The sequence below is a fragment of the Cupriavidus sp. OTU4054 genome (assembly GCF_038440175.1).
GTDB classification, from domain to species: Bacteria; Pseudomonadota; Gammaproteobacteria; order Burkholderiales; family Burkholderiaceae; genus Cupriavidus; species Cupriavidus pauculus_D.
In genome coordinates this window covers 61,446-78,725 of the sequence record NZ_JASATF010000005.1, presented here as the reverse complement: position 1 = coordinate 78,725, position 17,280 = coordinate 61,446, and the positions used below count along the sequence as shown (strand labels likewise).

12 protein-coding genes are annotated in these 17,280 nt (G+C 67.8%); 8 read left to right on the top strand and 4 right to left on the bottom strand.

The features are described from left to right. The first annotated feature begins 118 nt into the window (after positions 1–118). The 3 genes from trxB (at position 119) to AAHB16_RS08230 (ending at position 2,489) form a co-directional block, all read left to right on the top strand. A complete protein-coding gene (gene trxB, locus AAHB16_RS08240; protein ID WP_150370943.1) occupies positions 119–1,066 on the top strand; it encodes a thioredoxin-disulfide reductase in 948 nt (315 codons plus the stop codon). Between the two features lie 101 nt (positions 1,067–1,167). After that, complete coding sequence (locus tag AAHB16_RS08235; RefSeq protein WP_150370942.1) at positions 1,168–1,842, top strand: Smr/MutS family protein; 675 nt, start codon at positions 1,168–1,170, stop codon at positions 1,840–1,842. Then, positions 1,842–2,489 carry a trimeric intracellular cation channel family protein gene (locus AAHB16_RS08230; protein WP_150370941.1) on the top strand — a complete coding sequence of 216 codons (648 nt, stop codon included), beginning with the start codon at positions 1,842–1,844 and terminating at the stop codon, positions 2,487–2,489. Before AAHB16_RS08235 ends, AAHB16_RS08230 begins: the two co-directional genes overlap by 1 nt. A 70-nt stretch (positions 2,490–2,559) precedes the next feature. Here AAHB16_RS08230 and glnK read toward each other — a convergent pair whose 3' ends face one another. Together glnK and AAHB16_RS08220 are read right to left on the bottom strand one after the other, a co-directional pair. After that, positions 2,560–2,898, bottom strand: a complete 339-nt coding sequence (gene glnK, locus AAHB16_RS08225; RefSeq protein WP_006162803.1) for a P-II family nitrogen regulator — start codon at positions 2,896–2,898, stop codon at positions 2,560–2,562. Between the two features lie 147 nt (positions 2,899–3,045). Then, entirely contained in the window at positions 3,046–5,112 is a 2,067-nt protein-coding gene (locus AAHB16_RS08220; RefSeq protein WP_342050596.1) for an NAD(+) synthase, read from the bottom strand. Between the two features lie 150 nt (positions 5,113–5,262). On the opposite strand from AAHB16_RS08220, the gene AAHB16_RS08215 reads away from it, so the two are divergent. Continuing rightward, positions 5,263–6,441, top strand: a complete 1,179-nt coding sequence (locus AAHB16_RS08215) for a GNAT family N-acetyltransferase (protein WP_150373703.1) — start codon at positions 5,263–5,265, stop codon at positions 6,439–6,441. A 79-nt stretch (positions 6,442–6,520) separates the two neighbouring features. Here AAHB16_RS08215 and ppa read toward each other — a convergent pair whose 3' ends face one another. Further along, positions 6,521–7,048, bottom strand: coding sequence for an inorganic diphosphatase (gene ppa, locus AAHB16_RS08210; protein WP_150370939.1), 528 nt, complete (start codon positions 7,046–7,048; stop codon positions 6,521–6,523). 111 nt (positions 7,049–7,159) lie between these two features. Here ppa and AAHB16_RS08205 point away from each other — a divergent pair, with 111 nt between their 5' ends. From AAHB16_RS08205 to AAHB16_RS08190, 4 genes are all read left to right on the top strand, one after another. After that, positions 7,160–8,596 carry an aldehyde dehydrogenase family protein gene (locus tag AAHB16_RS08205; RefSeq protein WP_342050595.1) on the top strand — a complete coding sequence of 479 codons (1,437 nt, stop codon included), beginning with the start codon at positions 7,160–7,162 and terminating at the stop codon, positions 8,594–8,596. After that, entirely contained in the window at positions 8,589–8,831 is a 243-nt protein-coding gene (locus AAHB16_RS08200; protein WP_342050594.1) for a hypothetical protein, read from the top strand. The genes AAHB16_RS08205 and AAHB16_RS08200 overlap by 8 nt, the downstream gene beginning before the upstream one ends. A gap of 65 nt (positions 8,832–8,896) precedes the next feature. Then, positions 8,897–9,655 carry an SDR family oxidoreductase gene (locus AAHB16_RS08195; RefSeq protein ID WP_150370936.1) on the top strand — a complete coding sequence of 253 codons (759 nt, stop codon included), beginning with the start codon at positions 8,897–8,899 and terminating at the stop codon, positions 9,653–9,655. Positions 9,656–9,707: 52 nt separating this feature from the next. After that, the gene (locus tag AAHB16_RS08190) at positions 9,708–11,012 is read left to right on the top strand and encodes an MFS transporter (RefSeq protein ID WP_342050593.1); all 1,305 of its coding nucleotides are present in this window, start codon (positions 9,708–9,710) and stop codon (positions 11,010–11,012) included. Between the two features lie 41 nt (positions 11,013–11,053). Here AAHB16_RS08190 and AAHB16_RS08185 read toward each other — a convergent pair whose 3' ends face one another. Further along, positions 11,054–17,242, bottom strand: a complete 6,189-nt coding sequence (locus tag AAHB16_RS08185; protein WP_342050592.1) for a hybrid sensor histidine kinase/response regulator — start codon at positions 17,240–17,242, stop codon at positions 11,054–11,056. Positions 17,243–17,280: the final 38 nt, after the last annotated feature.

The window sequence follows — 17,280 nt, the reverse complement described above, 5'->3', positions numbered from 1 at the left end:
GCCCCCATTGGAATTTGCAACAGTGAGCAAATGCCGCACCACTTATAATGGCGGCTTCGAATTCAAGCCGGCGTGAGGCTTCCACAGCGAGGAAGCCGCGCCAGTAAAGGAACGCATCATGTCCAAACACGCAAAAGTGCTGATTCTCGGCTCCGGGCCCGCGGGTTACACCGCCGCCGTCTACGCGGCGCGCGCCAACCTGAACCCGGTTCTCGTCACCGGCCTGGCCCAGGGCGGCCAGCTGATGACCACCACCGACGTGGAAAACTGGCCCGCCGACGCCAACGGCGTGCAGGGCCCGGAACTGATGCAGCGCTTCCTGGAGCACGCCGAGCGCTTCAACACGGAAATCATCTTCGATCACATTCACACGGCCAAGCTGACCGAACGCCCGATCCGGCTGATCGGCGACGCGGGCGAATACACGTGCGATGCCCTGATCATCGCCACCGGCGCTTCGGCCCAGTACCTGGGCCTGCCCTCGGAAGAGTCGTTCATGGGCCGCGGCGTATCCGCCTGCGCGACCTGCGACGGCTTCTTCTACAAGAACCAGGAAGTCGCGGTCGTCGGCGGCGGCAATACCGCGGTCGAGGAAGCGCTGTACCTGTCGCACATCGCGAGCAAGGTCACCGTGATCCATCGCCGCGACGATTTCCGCGCGGAACCGATCCTGCGCGACCGCCTGCTGCAACGCGCGCAGGAAGGCCGCGTCGAGATCCGCTTCGACAGCGTGCTGGACGAAGTGACCGGTGACGATTCGGGCGTGACGGGCGTGAACATCCGCAACGTCAAGACCGGCGACGTCGAGGCGAAGCAGCTCGCGGGCGTGTTCATCGCGATCGGCCACAAGCCGAACACCGATCTGTTCACGGGCCAGCTCGAGATGAACAACGGCTATATCGTGACCAAGAGCGGCCTGAACGGCGACGCCACCGCGACCAGCATCCCGGGTGTGTTCGCGGCCGGCGACGTGCAGGACCAGATCTACCGTCAGGCGATCACCAGCGCGGCCACGGGCTGCATGGCCGCGCTCGACGCGCAGCGCTACGTCGAAGCGCTGAAGTAATCGCAGGCGTCAGCCGCGCCGCCGCCGCGCCCCTCCCCACGGGTGGGGCCGGGGCGGCGGGCGATGGCTATAATCGGCGTCGTGCTTACGGAGAAGTTTCCATGTCGCAAGGCGCCCCCAAATCCAACCGCCCTTCCGGACAACGCCTTGGCCTTGGCGATCTCGCCAGCCTGCGCGACGGTCTGAAGGCCGATGCCGAACGGCGCGAGGCCGAGCGCATTGCCGCCGAGGCGGCCGCGCAGCGCGCGCACGAGGAAGCCAACGTCTTCCGCAGCAGCATCGGCGGCGTCAATCAGCTGCGCGATCGCAATCGCGTGAGCCATCCCCCGCAACATCCCGCACCAGTTCCGGTGCAAAGCCAGCTGAACGACCAGGCCGTGCTCGAGGCCTCGTTATCGGACGAGTTCGATATCGAGAATCTGCTCGACACCGAGGAGATGTCGTTCCGCCGTCCCGGCATCGGGCTCGACGTCATCCGCAAGCTGCGCCGCGGCGAATGGGTGCCGCAGGACAAGATCGACCTGCACGGCCTGCGCCGCGAGGAAGCGCGCGAGGCGCTGGCCGAGTTCCTGCGCCGGTCCGTGCGTAACGGCGTGCGCTGCGTGCGCGTGATCCACGGCAAGGGCAATGGCTCGCCCGACAAGCTGCCGGTGCTCAAGGGCAAGGTGCGCAGCTGGCTCGTGCAGAAAGAAGAGGTCATCGCCTTCGTGCAGGCCCGCGAGACGCAGGGCGGCGCCGGCGCCGTGATGGTATTGCTGCGTCAGCCTCGCACTTGATGCATTTGCATCTGCCCTTCGACCTGCTGATGGGGCGCCTGCCCCTGATCCTCCACGTGATGGAGGTCATCGGCGTGCTCGCGTTCGCCATCTCCGGCGTGGTCGATGCGCGCAAGCAGCGGCTCGATGCCGTCGGCACGTTTATCGTTGCCTTCGCCACCGCATTCGGCGGCGGCACCGTGCGCGACGTGCTGCTGGACCGCCGGCCGTTCTACTGGGTCGAGCACGAGTACTACGTGATGCTGATCTTCGCGATGTCGATCGGCGCGGCCATCGTCTTTCGTGTGGTGAGCTCCGTGGCATCCGACCGCGCGATGCTCGTGGCCGATGCGATCGGCCTCGGCCTGTTTTCCGTCACGGGCACGTCGCTCGCGCTGGTTGCGCAGATGACGCCGACCGTTGCCGTCATGATGGGCATCATCTCCGCGGTGTTCGGCGGCGTGGTGCGCGACGTGCTGTGCAACGAGGTGCCGATGATCCTGCGCGACCGGTCGCCGTATGCCACCTGTTCATTCGTCGGCTGCTGGGTCTATGTGGGACTGACGTGGCTGCGCGCCGATCAGGAGGTGGCGCTGCTGGCGGGGTCGCTCGTCACCATGACGATGCGGCTGGTGTCCGTGCAGTTCGGATGGAAACTGCCGAGCTGAGTACGCAAGACGCGAAGACATAAAAAAACCGGCCGAGGCCGGTTTTTTTTTTTTTGCGGGGTCCGAGGACTCAGACCGCGGCTTCGTCCTGCTCGCCCGTGCGGATACGAATCACGCGCTCGATCTCGGTGACGAAGATCTTGCCGTCGCCGATCTTGCCCGTGTGCGCGGCCTTGACGATCGCATCGAGCACGGTGTCGAGCTGATTCTCGGCCACCACGACCTCGATCTTGATCTTGGGCAGGAAGTCCACGACATACTCGGCGCCGCGGTACAGCTCGGTATGCCCCTTCTGGCGGCCGAAGCCCTTTACCTCGGTGACCGTCAGACCGGTCACGCCCACATCGGCCAGCGCCTCGCGCACTTCGTCGAGCTTGAACGGTTTGATGATCGCGGTAATCTGCTTCATGTCTGGCCCCTGCGTTTTGTCGTCAAAGATGCCCGATTTTAACGCGAAACGATTCTGACGGATCGGGCGCGGCGCCAGCGGCACCTCGAAAAAAGCGTGCGCTGGCCCACCTTGGGCGGTTTCACCCCCCTTGCCCCGCCCTTTCCATCAGTCTGGAATCCGCGCCAGATCCCGCATCCACACCACCGATTCGGCGTCGCTGGGCGCGCGCCAGTCGCCGCGCGGCGACAGCGATCCGCCCGAGCCCACTTTCGGTGCATTCGGAATACAGGAGCGTTTGAACTGGCTCGTGCGGAAGAAACGATCGACGAAGATCGCGAGGATGCGCTTGATTTCGGCGAGTTCGTACGCGTTGCGCGCGACTTCCGGGCCATTCGGCCAGACGCCGCGCTCGCGGTCGCCCCATGCGGACTGCGCCAGGAATGCGACCTTCGACGGCGAAAAACCGAAGCGCAGCGTGTAATAGAGGTTGAAGTCCTGCAGTTCGTACGGCCCGATGATCTGCTCGGTCTTCTGGCCCGGGGCCTCGTCTGCCTCGCCGCCCTGCTTCGCGCCAGCGGGCACGAGTTCGGGGCTGATATCGGTATCGAGCACGGCAAGCAGCACGTCCTTGCCCTCCTCCACGACCTGTCCGGTGTCCGCGACCCAGCGCACGAGGTGGCTGATCAGCGTTTTCGGGACGCTCGCGTTGACGCTGTAGTGCGACATATGATCGCCCACGCCGTAGGTGCACCACCCGAGCGCGAGCTCGCTGAGGTCGCCGGTGCCGATCACGATCCCGCCGTGATGGTTGGCCAGCCGGAACAGATGGTTGGTGCGCTCGCCGGCCTGCACGTTCTCGAACGTGACGTCGTACACGGGCTCGCCGCGCGAGTACGGGTGATCGAGGTCCTTCAGCATCGCCATGCAGCTCGGGCGGATATCGATCTCGCTCGCGGTGCAGCCCACGCGCGCCATCAGTTCGCGCGCCTGCTTCAGCGTCCGGTCGCTCGTGGCAAAGCCCGGCATCGTGTACGCGAGGATATTCGAACGCGGCAGGCCCAGCCGGTCCATCGCCTTCGCGCAGACCAGCAGCGCATGCGTGGAATCGAGCCCGCCCGATACGCCGATGACCACCTTCGACAGCTTGCTGGACGAAAGCCGCTGCACGAGCGCCTGGACCTGGATGTTGTAGACCTCCATGCAGCGCTCGTCGCGCTGGCGCGGGTCCGCGGGCACGTACGGGAAGCGCGCGACATGGCGCGCGAGCGGCAGCGCCTCGGTCGTGGGCACGTCCACGCGGAACGACACGACCTCGAAGCGCGCCACTTCCTCGCGATGGCGGCGCACCGAATGGCCGAACGTCACCTGGTGCATGCGTTCGCGCGACAACCGTTCGACATCGACATCGGCGCACAGCAGATGCGACTTGTCGGAAAAGCGCTCGGACTCGCCGAGCAGTTCACCGTTTTCGTAGATCAGGGCCTGGCCATCCCATGCGAGGTCGGTCGTCGATTCGCCCTTGCCCGCGGACGTGTACAGATAGGCCGCGAGGCAGCGCGCGGACTGCTGCGACACGAGCTGATGCCGGTAGCCGGCCTTGCCGATGACGATATTCGACGCGGACAGGTTCACGAGCACGGTGGCACCGGCCAGCGCCGCGAACGACGACGGCGGCACGGGTACCCACACGTCCTCGCAGATCTCCACGTGGAAACGGAAGAACGGAATGTTTTCCACCTCGAACAGCAGCCCCGCGCCGAACGGCACCGTCGCGCCGAGCAGCGAGATGCGCGAGACGGTCGCGTTGTCGGCCGCACTGAACTGGCGCGCCTCGTAGAACTCCCAGTAATTGGGCAGATAGCTCTTGGGCACCACGCCGCGGATCGCGCCGCCCGCCACGACCACCGCGCAGTTGAACAGCTGGTGCTCGACCAGCAGCGGCATGCCGACGACGATGGCCGGCGCCATGGTCGCCGACGCCTCGACGATCTGCTGCAGCGCCAGTTCGCATTCGCGCAGCAGCGCGCGCTGGTGGAACAGGTCGTCGCAGGTGTAGGCCGACAGGCCCAGTTCGGGAAACGCGACGAGTGCGGCGCCATTGGCCGCGGCCTCGCGCGCGAGCGCGATGGTCTGTTCGGCGTTGAACGCGGGATCGGCCACGCGGCACTCGGGCACGCCCACCGCCACGCGCGCAAAGCCGTGGGAATACAGGTTGAAGAACGGATGCGTCATGGTTGCCTTTTGTGGCTCGATGGTCTGGCTTGCGCCGTGCATAGTCGCATTCTACGTCGCGTAGGCGTCGGCGGCCCGAGTGCGGCCAACATCGGTGGGGCAAATCCGGTAGACTCGTCCGGCGCCGCCGTCGCGGCAGTTCATGACATGATGTCCGATTCCCGCTTTGCCGATTTCCGTACCGAGATTGTCGAGGACCTGAGCCGCATCGCGCCCGCGCAATGGGACGCGCTGCTCGCGGCCCAGCCGGAACCCACGCCGTTCCTGCGCCATGCCTTTCTCCATGCACTGCATGCGAGCGGCAGCGCGACCGACGAGACGGGCTGGTCGCCACGCTACCTGACGCTCTGGGCCGGCGACGGTGCCGACGCGCGCCTGGCCGCCGCGATGCCGCTCTACGCCAAGGCGCACTCCTATGGCGAATACGTGTTCGACTGGGCCTGGGCCGACGCCTATCAGCGCCACGGCGTCGAGTATTACCCGAAATGGCTGTCCGCGATTCCGTTCACCCCGGTACGCGGGGCGCGGCTGCTGGCCGAGAGCGCCGAGGCGCGCGCATGGCTCGTGCGCGTGGCGCTGGCCCTGGCCGAGGAGTCGGGCATGTCCTCGCTGCACGTGCTCTACCCCTCCGCCGAGGAGGAGCCGCTGCTGCAGGAAGCCGGCATGATGATGCGGCACGGCGTGCAGTTCCACTGGACCAACGCCGGCTACGCGAATTTCGAGGCGTTCCTCGCGACGCTGTCGCAGAAGAAGCGCAAGAACATCCGGGCCGAGCGGCGGCGCGTGGCCGAGGCCGGCATCACGTTCCGCTGGCTGCGCGGGGCGGAGATCGACGATGACGCCTGGAAGCTGTTCAACCGGTGCTACCGGCAGACCTATCGCGAGCACCATTCCACGCCCTATCTGAATCTCGACTTCTTCCGCCGTATCGGGGCGGAAATGCCCGAGAACCTGCTGCTGGTCGTGGCCGAGCGCGAGGGCCGGCCGATTGCGACGTCGCTGGTGGTCTATGACGCCGATCCGGCAGTCAGCACGCTGTATGGCCGCTACTGGGGGGCGCTCGAGCACCATCCCTGCCTGCATTTCGAGACCGCGTACTACCAGCCGCTGGAGTTCTGCATTGCCGAGGGGATCGGCACGTTCGAGGGCGGCGCGCAGGGCGAGCACAAGATGGCGCGCGGGTTCCTGCCCGTGGCGACGCGGTCGGCGCACTGGCTGGCGCATCCGTCCTTCGCCGATGCCGTGGAGCGGTTTCTGGAGCGGGAGCGCGAGGGGATGAGCGCCTATCTGGACGAGCTCGACGACCGGAATCCGTTCGCCAGGCGCTGAGGCATAAAAAAAACCGCCATCGCTGGCGGTTTTGTCCTGCGGCCCGGGATCCGGGCGCGTGCGGCTGACTGGGTGCGGCTTACTTCTTGTAGTTCGCCACGCCGTCCGCGATTTCCTTGTGGGCTTCCTCGATGCCGGCCCAGCCGTCCACCTTGACCCACTTGCCCGGCTCGAGTGCCTTGTAGTTCTCGAAGAAGTGCTTGATCTGGTCGAGCAGGTTCTGCGGCACGTCCGAGAGACCCTTCATGAACGCGGTGGCCGGGGACAGCTTGTCCACGGGCACGGCCACCAGCTTGGCGTCCACGCCACCTTCGTCGGTCATCTTCAGCATGCCGAGGGCACGGCAGCGCACCACCGCGCCGGCCAGGATCGGGAACGGCGACAGCACGAGCACGTCCACGGGATCGCCGTCGCCCGACAGCGTCTGCGGGATAAAGCCGTAGTTGGCCGGGTAACGCATGCCGGTGCCGATAAAGCGGTCCACGAACAGCAGGCCGGTTTCCTTGTCGGCCTCGTACTTCACGGGATCGCTTTGGGCGGAGATTTCGATGATGACGTTGAAATCGTTGGGAATGTCCTTGCCCGGGGAGACGAGGTTGAAGCTCATGCGGATTCTCCAGATGGCTGGTGTTGTCGGATGGCGGGCATTATAGCCGGGCCCGCGAATGCGCGATAATGCCGCATTGGCATTCGCTCAATTCATGAGCTGGAGACATTCATGCACGCCCAGCATTTCGTAGCCAACCGTCTGATCGCACCCGACTCCGGGTTGCGGATCAAGGTGTTCGATCCGTCGAGCGGGGAGCCGTTTGCCGAGATCGCGCGCGGGAATGGCACCGATATCAGCGTGGCCGTGCACGCCGCGCGGCGCGCGTATGAGGGTGCCTGGGGGGCGATGGCGCCGGCCGACCGCGTGCGGCTGCTCAATCGCGTGGCGCTGACGCTGATCGCGCACGAGGACGAGCTGGCCGCGCTCGAGGCGCGGGATACCGGCAAGCCGTTGCGCCAGGCACAGGCCGACGCGCGCGCCGTGGCCCGGTATTTCGAGTTCTACGCCGGTGCCGTGGACAAGCTGCACGGCCAGACGATTCCGTACCAGCCCGGCTATACGGTACTGACCGTGCGCGAGCCGCATGGCGTGACGGGCCATATCATTCCGTGGAATTACCCGCTGCAGATCTTCGGCCGCAGCGTCGGTGCCGCGCTCGCCGCGGGCAATGCCTGCGTGGTGAAGCCCGCCGAGGACGCCTGCCTGTCGCTGCTGCGCGTCGCGGAGCTTGCCGCCGAAGCCGGGCTGCCCGAGGGCGCGCTCAATATCGTGACCGGTTACGGCCATGAAGCCGGTGCGGCGCTCGCGCGCCATCCGGACATCAACCATCTCTCGTTCACGGGCTCGCCCGAGACCGGCAAGCTCGTGGCCCAGCTCGCGGCCGAGCATCACGTGCCCGTCACGCTGGAGCTCGGCGGCAAGTCGCCGCAGATCGTGTTCGCCGACGCGGACCTCGACGCGCTGCTGCCCGTGATCGTCAACGGCATCGTGCAGAACGCGGGCCAGACCTGCTCGGCCGGCAGCCGCCTGCTCGTCGAGCGGCCCGTCTACGACGCGCTGCTCGACCAGCTCGCTGGCGTCTTCGAGTCGCTGCGCGTGGGCCCCTCCGCGCTCGACCTCGAATGCGGCCCGCTGATCAGCCGCAAGCAGCAGCAACGCGTGTGGGACTTCGTGTCCGACGCGCAGCATGCCGGCATCGCCGTGGTCGCGCAGGGACATATCGTCGGCGAAGCGCCGGAGGCCGGCTACTATCAGGTCCCGATGCTGTTCCGCGACGTCCCGCCCACGCACCGCCTGGCGCAGGAAGAAGTCTTCGGCCCGCTGCTCGCGGCCATGTCGTTCGATACCGAGGAAGAAGCGCTCGCGCTGGCCAATGGCACGCCCTACGGCCTCGTCGCGGGCGTATGGACGCGCGACGGCGGCCGCCAGATGCGCCTTGCACGCAAACTTCGCGCGGGCCAGGTCTTCATCAACAACTACGGCGCCGGCGGCGGCGTGGAGCTGCCCTTCGGCGGCGCGGGCCAGTCCGGCTACGGCCGCGAGAAGGGTTTCGAGGCCCTGTACGGATTCACCACACTGAAAACCATCGCCATTCAACATGGGTAACATCAATTTCCTGTCGGTCGCATTTGCCATCTTCTTTTTCTGGATGGCGTGGCACGTGAAGAACAAGCGCGCCACCAACCCGTCCGGCATGCCGCGCCTCCAGGTCTTCAAGCGCAAATGGGGCGAAACCGTGGGCGATCGCGTCCACTGGTGCCTGTACGTCGCGCTGCCGCTCCTGCTCGCGCTGATGATGGTGGCGAACGCGCTGCGCGGACGGGGACCGTTCTCGCACTAAGAGGGGAAACCACCGGCTTCGATCGACGGCGACAGACCGCGGCGGGCCCAACGAGGAGACACCAGATGAGACTTGCCAGCAAGGTCGCCGTCGTCACGGGCGGCGGGTCCGGTTTCGGCGCGGGCATCGCGCAGACCTTCGCGCGCGAGGGCGCGGCGGTGATGGTGGCCGACATGAACCTCGAAGCGGCCGAACGCGTGGCCGCCGCCATTCGCGACGATGGCGGACGCGCGCAGGCCGTGCCTGCCGATGTCTCGCGCGGCACCGACGTCTGCGCCATGCGCGATGCCACGCTCGCGGCATTCGGCGACGTGCATATCGTCGTCAACAACGCGGGCACCACGCATCGCAACAAGCCCATCCTCGAGATCTCGGAAGACGAGTTCGATCGCGTCTACGCGGTCAACGTCAAGAGCATCTACTGGGCCGCGCATCACTTCATTCCCCATTTCCGCAAGCGCGGCGGCGGCGTTTTCGTCAATATCGCCTCGACCGCCGGCATCCGGCCGCGTCCCGGGCTGGTCTGGTACAACGGCAGCAAGGGGGCGGTCATCACCGCGAGCAAGGCCATGGCTGCCGAGCTCGGGCCCGACAATATTCGCGTCAACTGCGTCAATCCGGTCATCGGCGCCACGGCGCTGCTCGAGCAGTTCATGGGCATGCCGGACACGCCCGAGAACCGCGCGAAATTTCTTGCCACGATTCCGATGGGACGCATGTCCACGCCGGCGGACGTGGCGAATGCGTGCCTGTATCTCGCGTCCGACGAGGCGGCTTTCATTACGGGAACGTGCATCGAGGTCGACGGAGGCCGGTGCGTGTAAACCCGTTTTTGTTTTTGCTGTTGGCGGTATCCCTATAACGAGGAGACAAACGATGACCGCGGCTACAGTCGATTCCGGCGTCAATACGACATCCGAAGACGCCATCTACCGCAAGGTGAGCTGGCGGCTGGTTCCCTTCCTGCTGCTCTGCTACGTGGTCGCGTATCTCGATCGCGTCAACGTGGGCTTTGCCAAGCTGCAGATGCTCAACGACCTCAAGTTCAGCGAGACGATCTACGGGCTCGGGGCCGGCATCTTCTTTATCGGCTATTTCCTGTTCGAGGTGCCGAGCAACGTGATCCTGCATCGCGTCGGGGCGCGTATCTGGATCGCGCGGATCATGATCACGTGGGGGCTGATCTCCGCGGCCATGATGTTCGTGACCACGCCGACCATGTTCTACGTGCTGCGCTTTCTGCTTGGCGTGGCCGAGGCCGGCTTCTTCCCCGGCATCATTCTCTACCTGACCTACTGGTATCCGGCCGCCCGGCGCGGGCGCACGACCACCTACTTCATGACCGCGATCGCACTCTCCGGGGTGATCGGCGGACCATTGTCGGGCTGGGTCATGCAGGCGTTCGACGGCCATAACGGCTGGTCCGGCTGGCAGTGGATGTTCCTGATCGAAGGCGTGCCGTCGGTACTCGTGGGACTGTGGGTGCTGGCCTACCTCGACGATCGCATCGGCCATGCGAAGTGGCTCACCGCCGACGAGAAGGCCGTGCTCGAGCGCAATATCGCGGCCGAGGACCAGCACAAGGAAGATCCGCCGATCGGCCGCGTGCTGTCGAGCCCGCGCGTGTGGCTGATGGCGGCGATCTACTTCAGCTTCGTCATGGGCCTGTACGGCGTGAGCTTCTGGCTGCCGACGATCATCAAGCAGACCGGCGTCAGCAGCGCGCTGCATATCGGGTTGCTGACCGCGATTCCGTACGGCTGCGCGGTAATCGGCATGGTCCTCTTTGCGTCCAGCGCGGACCGGCGTGGCGAACGCCGCTGGCATATCGCGATTCCGGCGCTGATCGGTGCGGTGGGGCTCGTGCTGTCGGTGCACTGGCGGGCCGATACCACCCTGGCGATGGTGGCGCTGACGCTGGCCACGATCGGCATCCTGACCACGCTGCCGCTGTTCTGGAGCCTGCCGACCGCGTTTCTCGCGGGGACCGGCGCCGCGGCGGGGATCGCGCTGATCAACTCGCTGGGGAACCTCGCGGGCTTTATCAGCCCGTATGCGGTGGGATGGCTCAAGGACGCCACGCAGAGTACGGACTCGGGGATGTATCTGCTGGCGGCCTGCATGGTGGTCGGTGCGGCGCTGGCGCTCTCCGTGCCGGCGGCGATGGTCAGCCGCAAATAGAAAAGGGGCCCCGCGGGGCCCCTTGTTTTTCCGGACGCGAATTACTCGCCCAGCATCTGCGCGACGGAACCTGCCGTGCCAGCCGCGCGCTCGCCGAGTCGTTCGTGCAGCGTACGCAGCAGTTCGTCCTCGTTGAACGGCTTGCCCAGGTACACGTCCACGCCGATCTCCATCGCGTAGCTGCGGTGTTTCTCCGCGGTGCGCGACGTGATCATGATGATCGGCATATGCTGCGTACGATCGTCCGCGCGGACGTTGCGGGTCAGGTCGAAGCCGTCCATGTTCGGCATCTCGATGTCCACGAGCATCGCATCGGGCATCACCTCCTGCAGCTGCTTCAGCGCATCCACGCCATCGCGCGCGAGCACGACCTGGTAGCCCGCGCGTGAGAGCAGCCGCTGGCTCGCCTTGCGCACGGTCAGCGAATCGTCCACCACCATCACGGTCGGCCGCGTGGCCAGACCCGGTACCGGCGTGGCATCGCCCGCGCGGCCGATCTCGGCCACCGCGCCGATGGCCTCGGCCGTGGCCGGCATCGGCAGTGCCGCCGGCTGGTCGCCACGTTCGCGCACGAAGCGCTGCGCGAGCACCACCGGGTTGTAGATCAGCACGATCTCGCCATCGCCGAGCGTCGTCGCGCCGGCAATGCCTTCCAGACGCGCGAGATGCGGCCCAATATGCTTCACCACCACTTCTCGGTTGCCGACCACTTCATCGACGTGCACCGCCACACGCTCGGCACCCGAGCGCACGACGACGACCGGCGAATACTTGCGGCCCGACGCAATGGCCGCGGCTTCCTCGAGCAGCGTGCCGAAATAGAAGAACGGTACGTCGCCGCCCGCCGCCGCATAGGTGCCCGCGTTGTAGGCTTCGAGCAGCGGCTGCGAGCGTAGCTGATGCACCTGGTCCACCATGCCGCTCGGCATCGCGTACAGACGGTTGCCCACGGAGATCAGCAGCACCTGCGTAATCGCCGTGGTCAGCGGCAGATGCACGGTAAAGCGCGTGCCGCGGCCGGCTTCGGTGGTCAGGTTGATCCGGCCGCCCAGCGCCACGGTCTCCGCGCGCACCACGTCCATGCCGACGCCACGGCCCGCGAGTTCCGATACCGCATCGACCGTCGAGAAACCGGGCGCGAAGATCATCTCGGTCAGCCGCGCCTCGCTCGCATCGTCGTCGTGCGACAGCAGTTGACGCTCGATGGCGCGCGAGCGGATGCGCGCGAGGTCCAGTCCGCCGCCATCGTCGAAGAAATGGAGCACGACCTCGTTGCCTTCCTGCTGCACTTCCAGCGACAGCGAACCGGTCGCGGGCTTGCCCGCGGCCTGCCGCACCGCAGCGGCCTCGATACCGTGCACCACCGCGTTGCGGATCAGATGCTCGATGGGGCCGGCCATGCGGTCCAGCACCGAGCGGTCGATCTCCACCGTACCGCCCTTGATCAGCAGCCGCACTTCCTTGCCGGTCTCGCCGGCGGCCTGCCGCGCGACGCGATACAACCGTTCGGCCAGCGCATCGAACTGCACCATGCGCGCCTGCATCAGGCCGCGCTGGAGTCCGCGCGTGAGCCGCGCCTGCGCCGCGAGGTCCCCGGACGCGCGGTCGAAACCGCGCTGCAGGTTCTGCTCGACCGTGGCCACGTCGTTCACCGACTCGGCCATCATGCGCGTGAGTTCCTGGAAGCGCGTAAAGCGGTCGAACTCGAGCGGATCGAACTCCTGATTCTGCTGCTGGTCCGCGATGCGCGAGGCCATCTGCGTTTCCGCCTGGATCTCGATCTCGCGCAGCTGGCCGCGCAGACGCGCGACGTTGTCGTTCAGTTCGCCGAGGTACGAACGCAGCGCCTCGAGCTCGCTGTCCAGCCGCGCGCGCGTGGCACCGACCTCGCCCGCGTCGTTGATCAGCGTGTCGAGCGCGCGCGCCTGCACGCGCACCATCGCGCGCTGGCGCTCGCCATCGGACTGCGCCGGCAGCTGCGTCGCGGGCGGCGTGGAGGCCGCGGCCACCGGCACGAGCGCGGCACCGCCGGTACCCTGCGCCGGCTCGCTCTCCGCGATCGCCTGCGATGCCTCGCCTGGCTGCCCCTGCGGCGCCGCAGGATCGGCGGGCGCCTCGACGAGACCGTTGACGACTTCCGCGTCGTCGGCGGACAGCAGGCGGCCGTTCTGCAGCGCATCGACGTGCGCGAGGATGCGGTCGTACCAGGCATAGAGCCGGCGGAACAGATCGGGCTCGATGCGCTGACCGCGCACCGCGGCCTCGACCAGCGTTTCCATTTCATGCGCGGCCTGCCCCAGCGACATGGCGCCGGCCATGCGCGCGCTGCCCTTCAGCGTATGGAGCGCGCGCAGCATCAGCCCGCCATGCTGCGTTTCCTCGGGCGCGGCCTCCCACGTGCGGAGCAGCTTGCCGAGTTCGGGCGCGCTGCCCTGCGCCTCTTCGAGGAAGATCTCGACGAGGGCCGGGTCCAGCAGCGAGGCATCGAGCGAGGGATCGTTCTCGGGCTCGGGCGCGCGGATCTCGACGACTTCCTTGTGCGAAGGATCGTGCGCGAAGGACGTGAGGGTCGCGGCCTGCGGCTGGCGCAGCGGCAGCACCACCGCATCGTGCACGGGTGGCAGTTCGGTAACGGGCGTCAGATGCGGCGTGACGGCATCGATCGACGGCAGCGCGCCGGAAGATGCCGTGCCCGCATGCAGCGAAGGCTCGGACACGAGTGGCAGCACCGAGGCCTGCGGCAGTTGTTCGAACAGCTGCGCCACGGAGCTTTCGTTGCCGACGCTGACCTGCGGCGGCGGCAGGTTGACGCGCGGACGCACGAGCGCGCGGTCGCCAAACTCGTCGAGGCTGCGGCACAGCGAGGGCTCGGCATCGGGCCATACGCCCGCCGCGAACTGATGCAGCATGCCGCGCAGCCGTTCCACGGCCTGTTCGAGCAGACGGAAGTCGCCCGGATGCATGACCACCGGATGATTGCCGAGCAACAGCAGCAGGCGCTCGAGCGCACCGGCGATCTCGCGCACGGGTTCGAGGCCGACCGTCGAGGCGCTGCCCTGCAGCGTGTGGGCCACGCGCAGCGACAGGTCGCTCGGCGACGGATAGCCCGACAGGCGCCACTCGGACAGGTCCGTCGCGAACTGGCGCAGCAGGTCGTCGGCTTCCTGCAGGTACACGTTGTAGAGCGGCAGGCCGATGCGGATCGGACCGATGACCTTGAAGTGATCGTCGTCGTTAGACAGCGCATCGGGCAGCCGGAACGGCAGCACGTTGTTGTCGTCGGACGCGGTCATGCCGATGGCATCGCCGGCGTCGTTGAACGGCGCGATCACGATCGTCGCGGACGGCTCGTTCGCTTCGGCCAGCGGATCGATATCGCCCGCCACGTCGGTCGCGCCGTCGGTCGCGCTGTGGGTCGCGTTGTGGGTCGCGTTGTGGGTCGCGTTGTCGGTCGCGCCCTCCGAATGCGCGGCCAGCAGCGCATCGAGCGACAGCGGTTCCTCCGCCGCAGCCTGCGCGCCGCCCTGCGACGGCTCGCGCAGCTGCTGCGCGTCCTCGACCAGCGACGTGATATCGCGCAGCGATGCCGGATCGCGCTGGAGCGCGGCGACCCAGTCGCCCAGCAGCGCGTGCGCGCGTTCGAGCAATGCCAGCAGCGCGGGCACGGGCTCGCGCGCCTCGGCGATCCACAGGTTCATGACCTGCTCGATCGCCCACGCGGCCTCGCCATAGCGCGTCAGGCCGACCATGCGGCTCGACCCCTTGAGCGTGTGGAACGCGCGGCGAACGCGGCTCAGCACGTCGGCATTGCGGAACGCATCGAGCCCGCCGGGCAGGTCCAGCGCGACATTGCCAAGCACCTCTTCGGCCTCGGCCAGGAAAATCTCGAGCAGCTCGGCATCGATGGCCGCCGCATCGGTCGGCATCGGCGCACCCGGCTTCTGCTCGCCCGCGGACGCGGGCGCGGGCATCGGCTCCGCGAGCGCGACGACCAGCCGCTCCGCGGCCGATTCGCTGCCGGCCAGCCACGCATGCAATTGCGTGGTGGCATCGTGGGCCTGCTTGCGCAGCGCCGCGTCGTCGTCGATCGCGGCCTGATCGGACACCACCTGCAGGGCCGCGCGCAGACGCGCGACCTCGGTCGAATCGGCACCGGCGCCCACGCGGATTGCATCGACCGCGGCCGCGCGCGGGGCCGCCAGCGGATTCAGCGCGGCGCCAGACGTGCCTTCCAGCGCGCCGCCGCCCGTCAGCAGGCTCTCGACATCGGCGAGCGGATCGGCATTGCGCTTGCCGCGGCCGAACTCGAGCGTATCGACGAACGCATGCACCGCGCCGAGTTCGGACGCGATGGCGGACAACCGGTCCAGCCGCATTTCGGCGGTAGTGGCACCGCCGAGCGCGGAGAGCGCGTCCAGGCGCTCGCGTACCGCGGCCATCGCCGAGCGGGCGGCGTCGGCTTCCGCGTCGATGCCTTCGGGCATCGCGACGCTGTCGCGCAGGCGTTCCAGCGTCGCGCGCAGCGCATCGAACGCACCGATGGCGTCGCCGAGCGCGCTGGACACGGCCGGCGCCCCGGGACCCGCCGGATTGGCGGCATTGCGGTCGTACGTGTCGAGCCACGACTCGCCGCTGTCGAGCTGCGCGCGCAGTTGCGTGACCGCTTCGGTCCGCAGCGTCTGCGCCTGCGCGGCCTCGACCATCTCCGCGAACCAGTCGGGCACGGCAGCGCCGGCATCCTCGAGGCAGGCCGTCAGCGCCTCGCAGCGCGCCGCGAACGCTGCCGCGGATGGATGGCCCGAGTTGCCATGCACGCGCCACGGCATGGCGAGCGCGCGAGAGAGAAACAGGACGAGTCCCGCCGGTCCGAGCGCCTCGGCCCGCGCATCGCTGGCGTCGCCGCCATCGTCGCGAGTACTGTCGCCGGCCTCGCCGCCGCGTGCGGCGGCCGTGGCGATAAGCTTCTGTAACGCGGGCTGCGAGAGCGGCATCGCGGCTTCCGCGAGCGCCGCGAGCGCGCGCTCCCATTCGGCGGCATCGCCACCGGCCGCGCGCTCGATGGCGCCCGCGGCCTGCTGCAGGTTCTGCGAATCGATCGGGTCGAGCCAGCCGTAGTAGCGCAGACGGAAGTCCGCGCGCGCCGACGCATGCGCGGCATCGATGCGGAACGCCTGCAGGCAGCGCGCGATATCGATGCGCAGCACGTCCAGCGAGGCCTGCATCGCGGGCGTGGTGGCGTCCGGCGTCGGATCGGGCATCAAACCCGTGGACACGAGCAGGAACACCGCTTCGTTGAGCAGCGCCTGCGGCACGCGCACCTGGCCCTGCAGATACTGGCGCAGCAGCAGATGCGCGCGCGCCGCGAAGCGCTTGGCCAGCAGGTCCGACGGCAGCAGCCCGTGCGCGAGCGCGCGGAACACGAGCGCGAGCACATGCCAGATACCGCGGTCGGGATGATCGGACGAGCGGCGCGAGTCCTGCTCGTGGTTGCGCACCTCGTCGAGCGCGGTCTGCAGCGGCAGCCACGCCTCGCGCAACAGCGACGCGTCATGGCACGGCGTGGGCAGGCGCAACGCGCGCAGCAGCGCGGCCTCGAAGCGCTGGCGCGCGCGCGTGACGGCGGTGGCCGAACGCGACGGCAGCACCATGCCCGGCAGCATCTGCAGCTCCTCGACCCACAGGTCGGCCGGATGGATGCGCTCTTCCTTCATCAGCGCCAGCGCGTCGGCATACGGACGGAACAGCCGTAACGGATCTTCCGCGTCGCCGGCCATCAGGTCGTCGACGTACTCGGCCAGTGCCTGCACGCCATGGCGGAATACCGCGAGCGCTTCCGCGCCCGCCGGCACCGTCCCCGCGTCGATGGCCTCCAGCAGCCGGCGCAAGGCCTGGCAATACACGTCCACGCCGCGCAGTCCCACGATATGCACCGCGCCCGCGGCCTGATGCAGCTGCTGGCCGGCCAGGCGCAGCGACGTGGTGTCGCGCGCGCCGAGCGCCTCGGGCGTCTGCCGGACCTCGTCCATGTAATGGCCGAGTTCGCTCGCGGCATCGTCGAGCGCGGCCCGCAGGCTCGGCGCGAGCCAGGCGAGGACCGACAGGTCGCGCTGCGCCGCCACCGGCGCGCCGCTGTCGATGTCAGCGGCGGCGTGGGTGGAAAGCGGCTCAGCCGGATCGCTCGGGTCGCTTGGCTCGTTCAGGGCGCTCGGGACGGTGGAATTCAGGGACATGACGGCTTGGGTTGTGCCCGGACGCGTCCGGGCGTGAG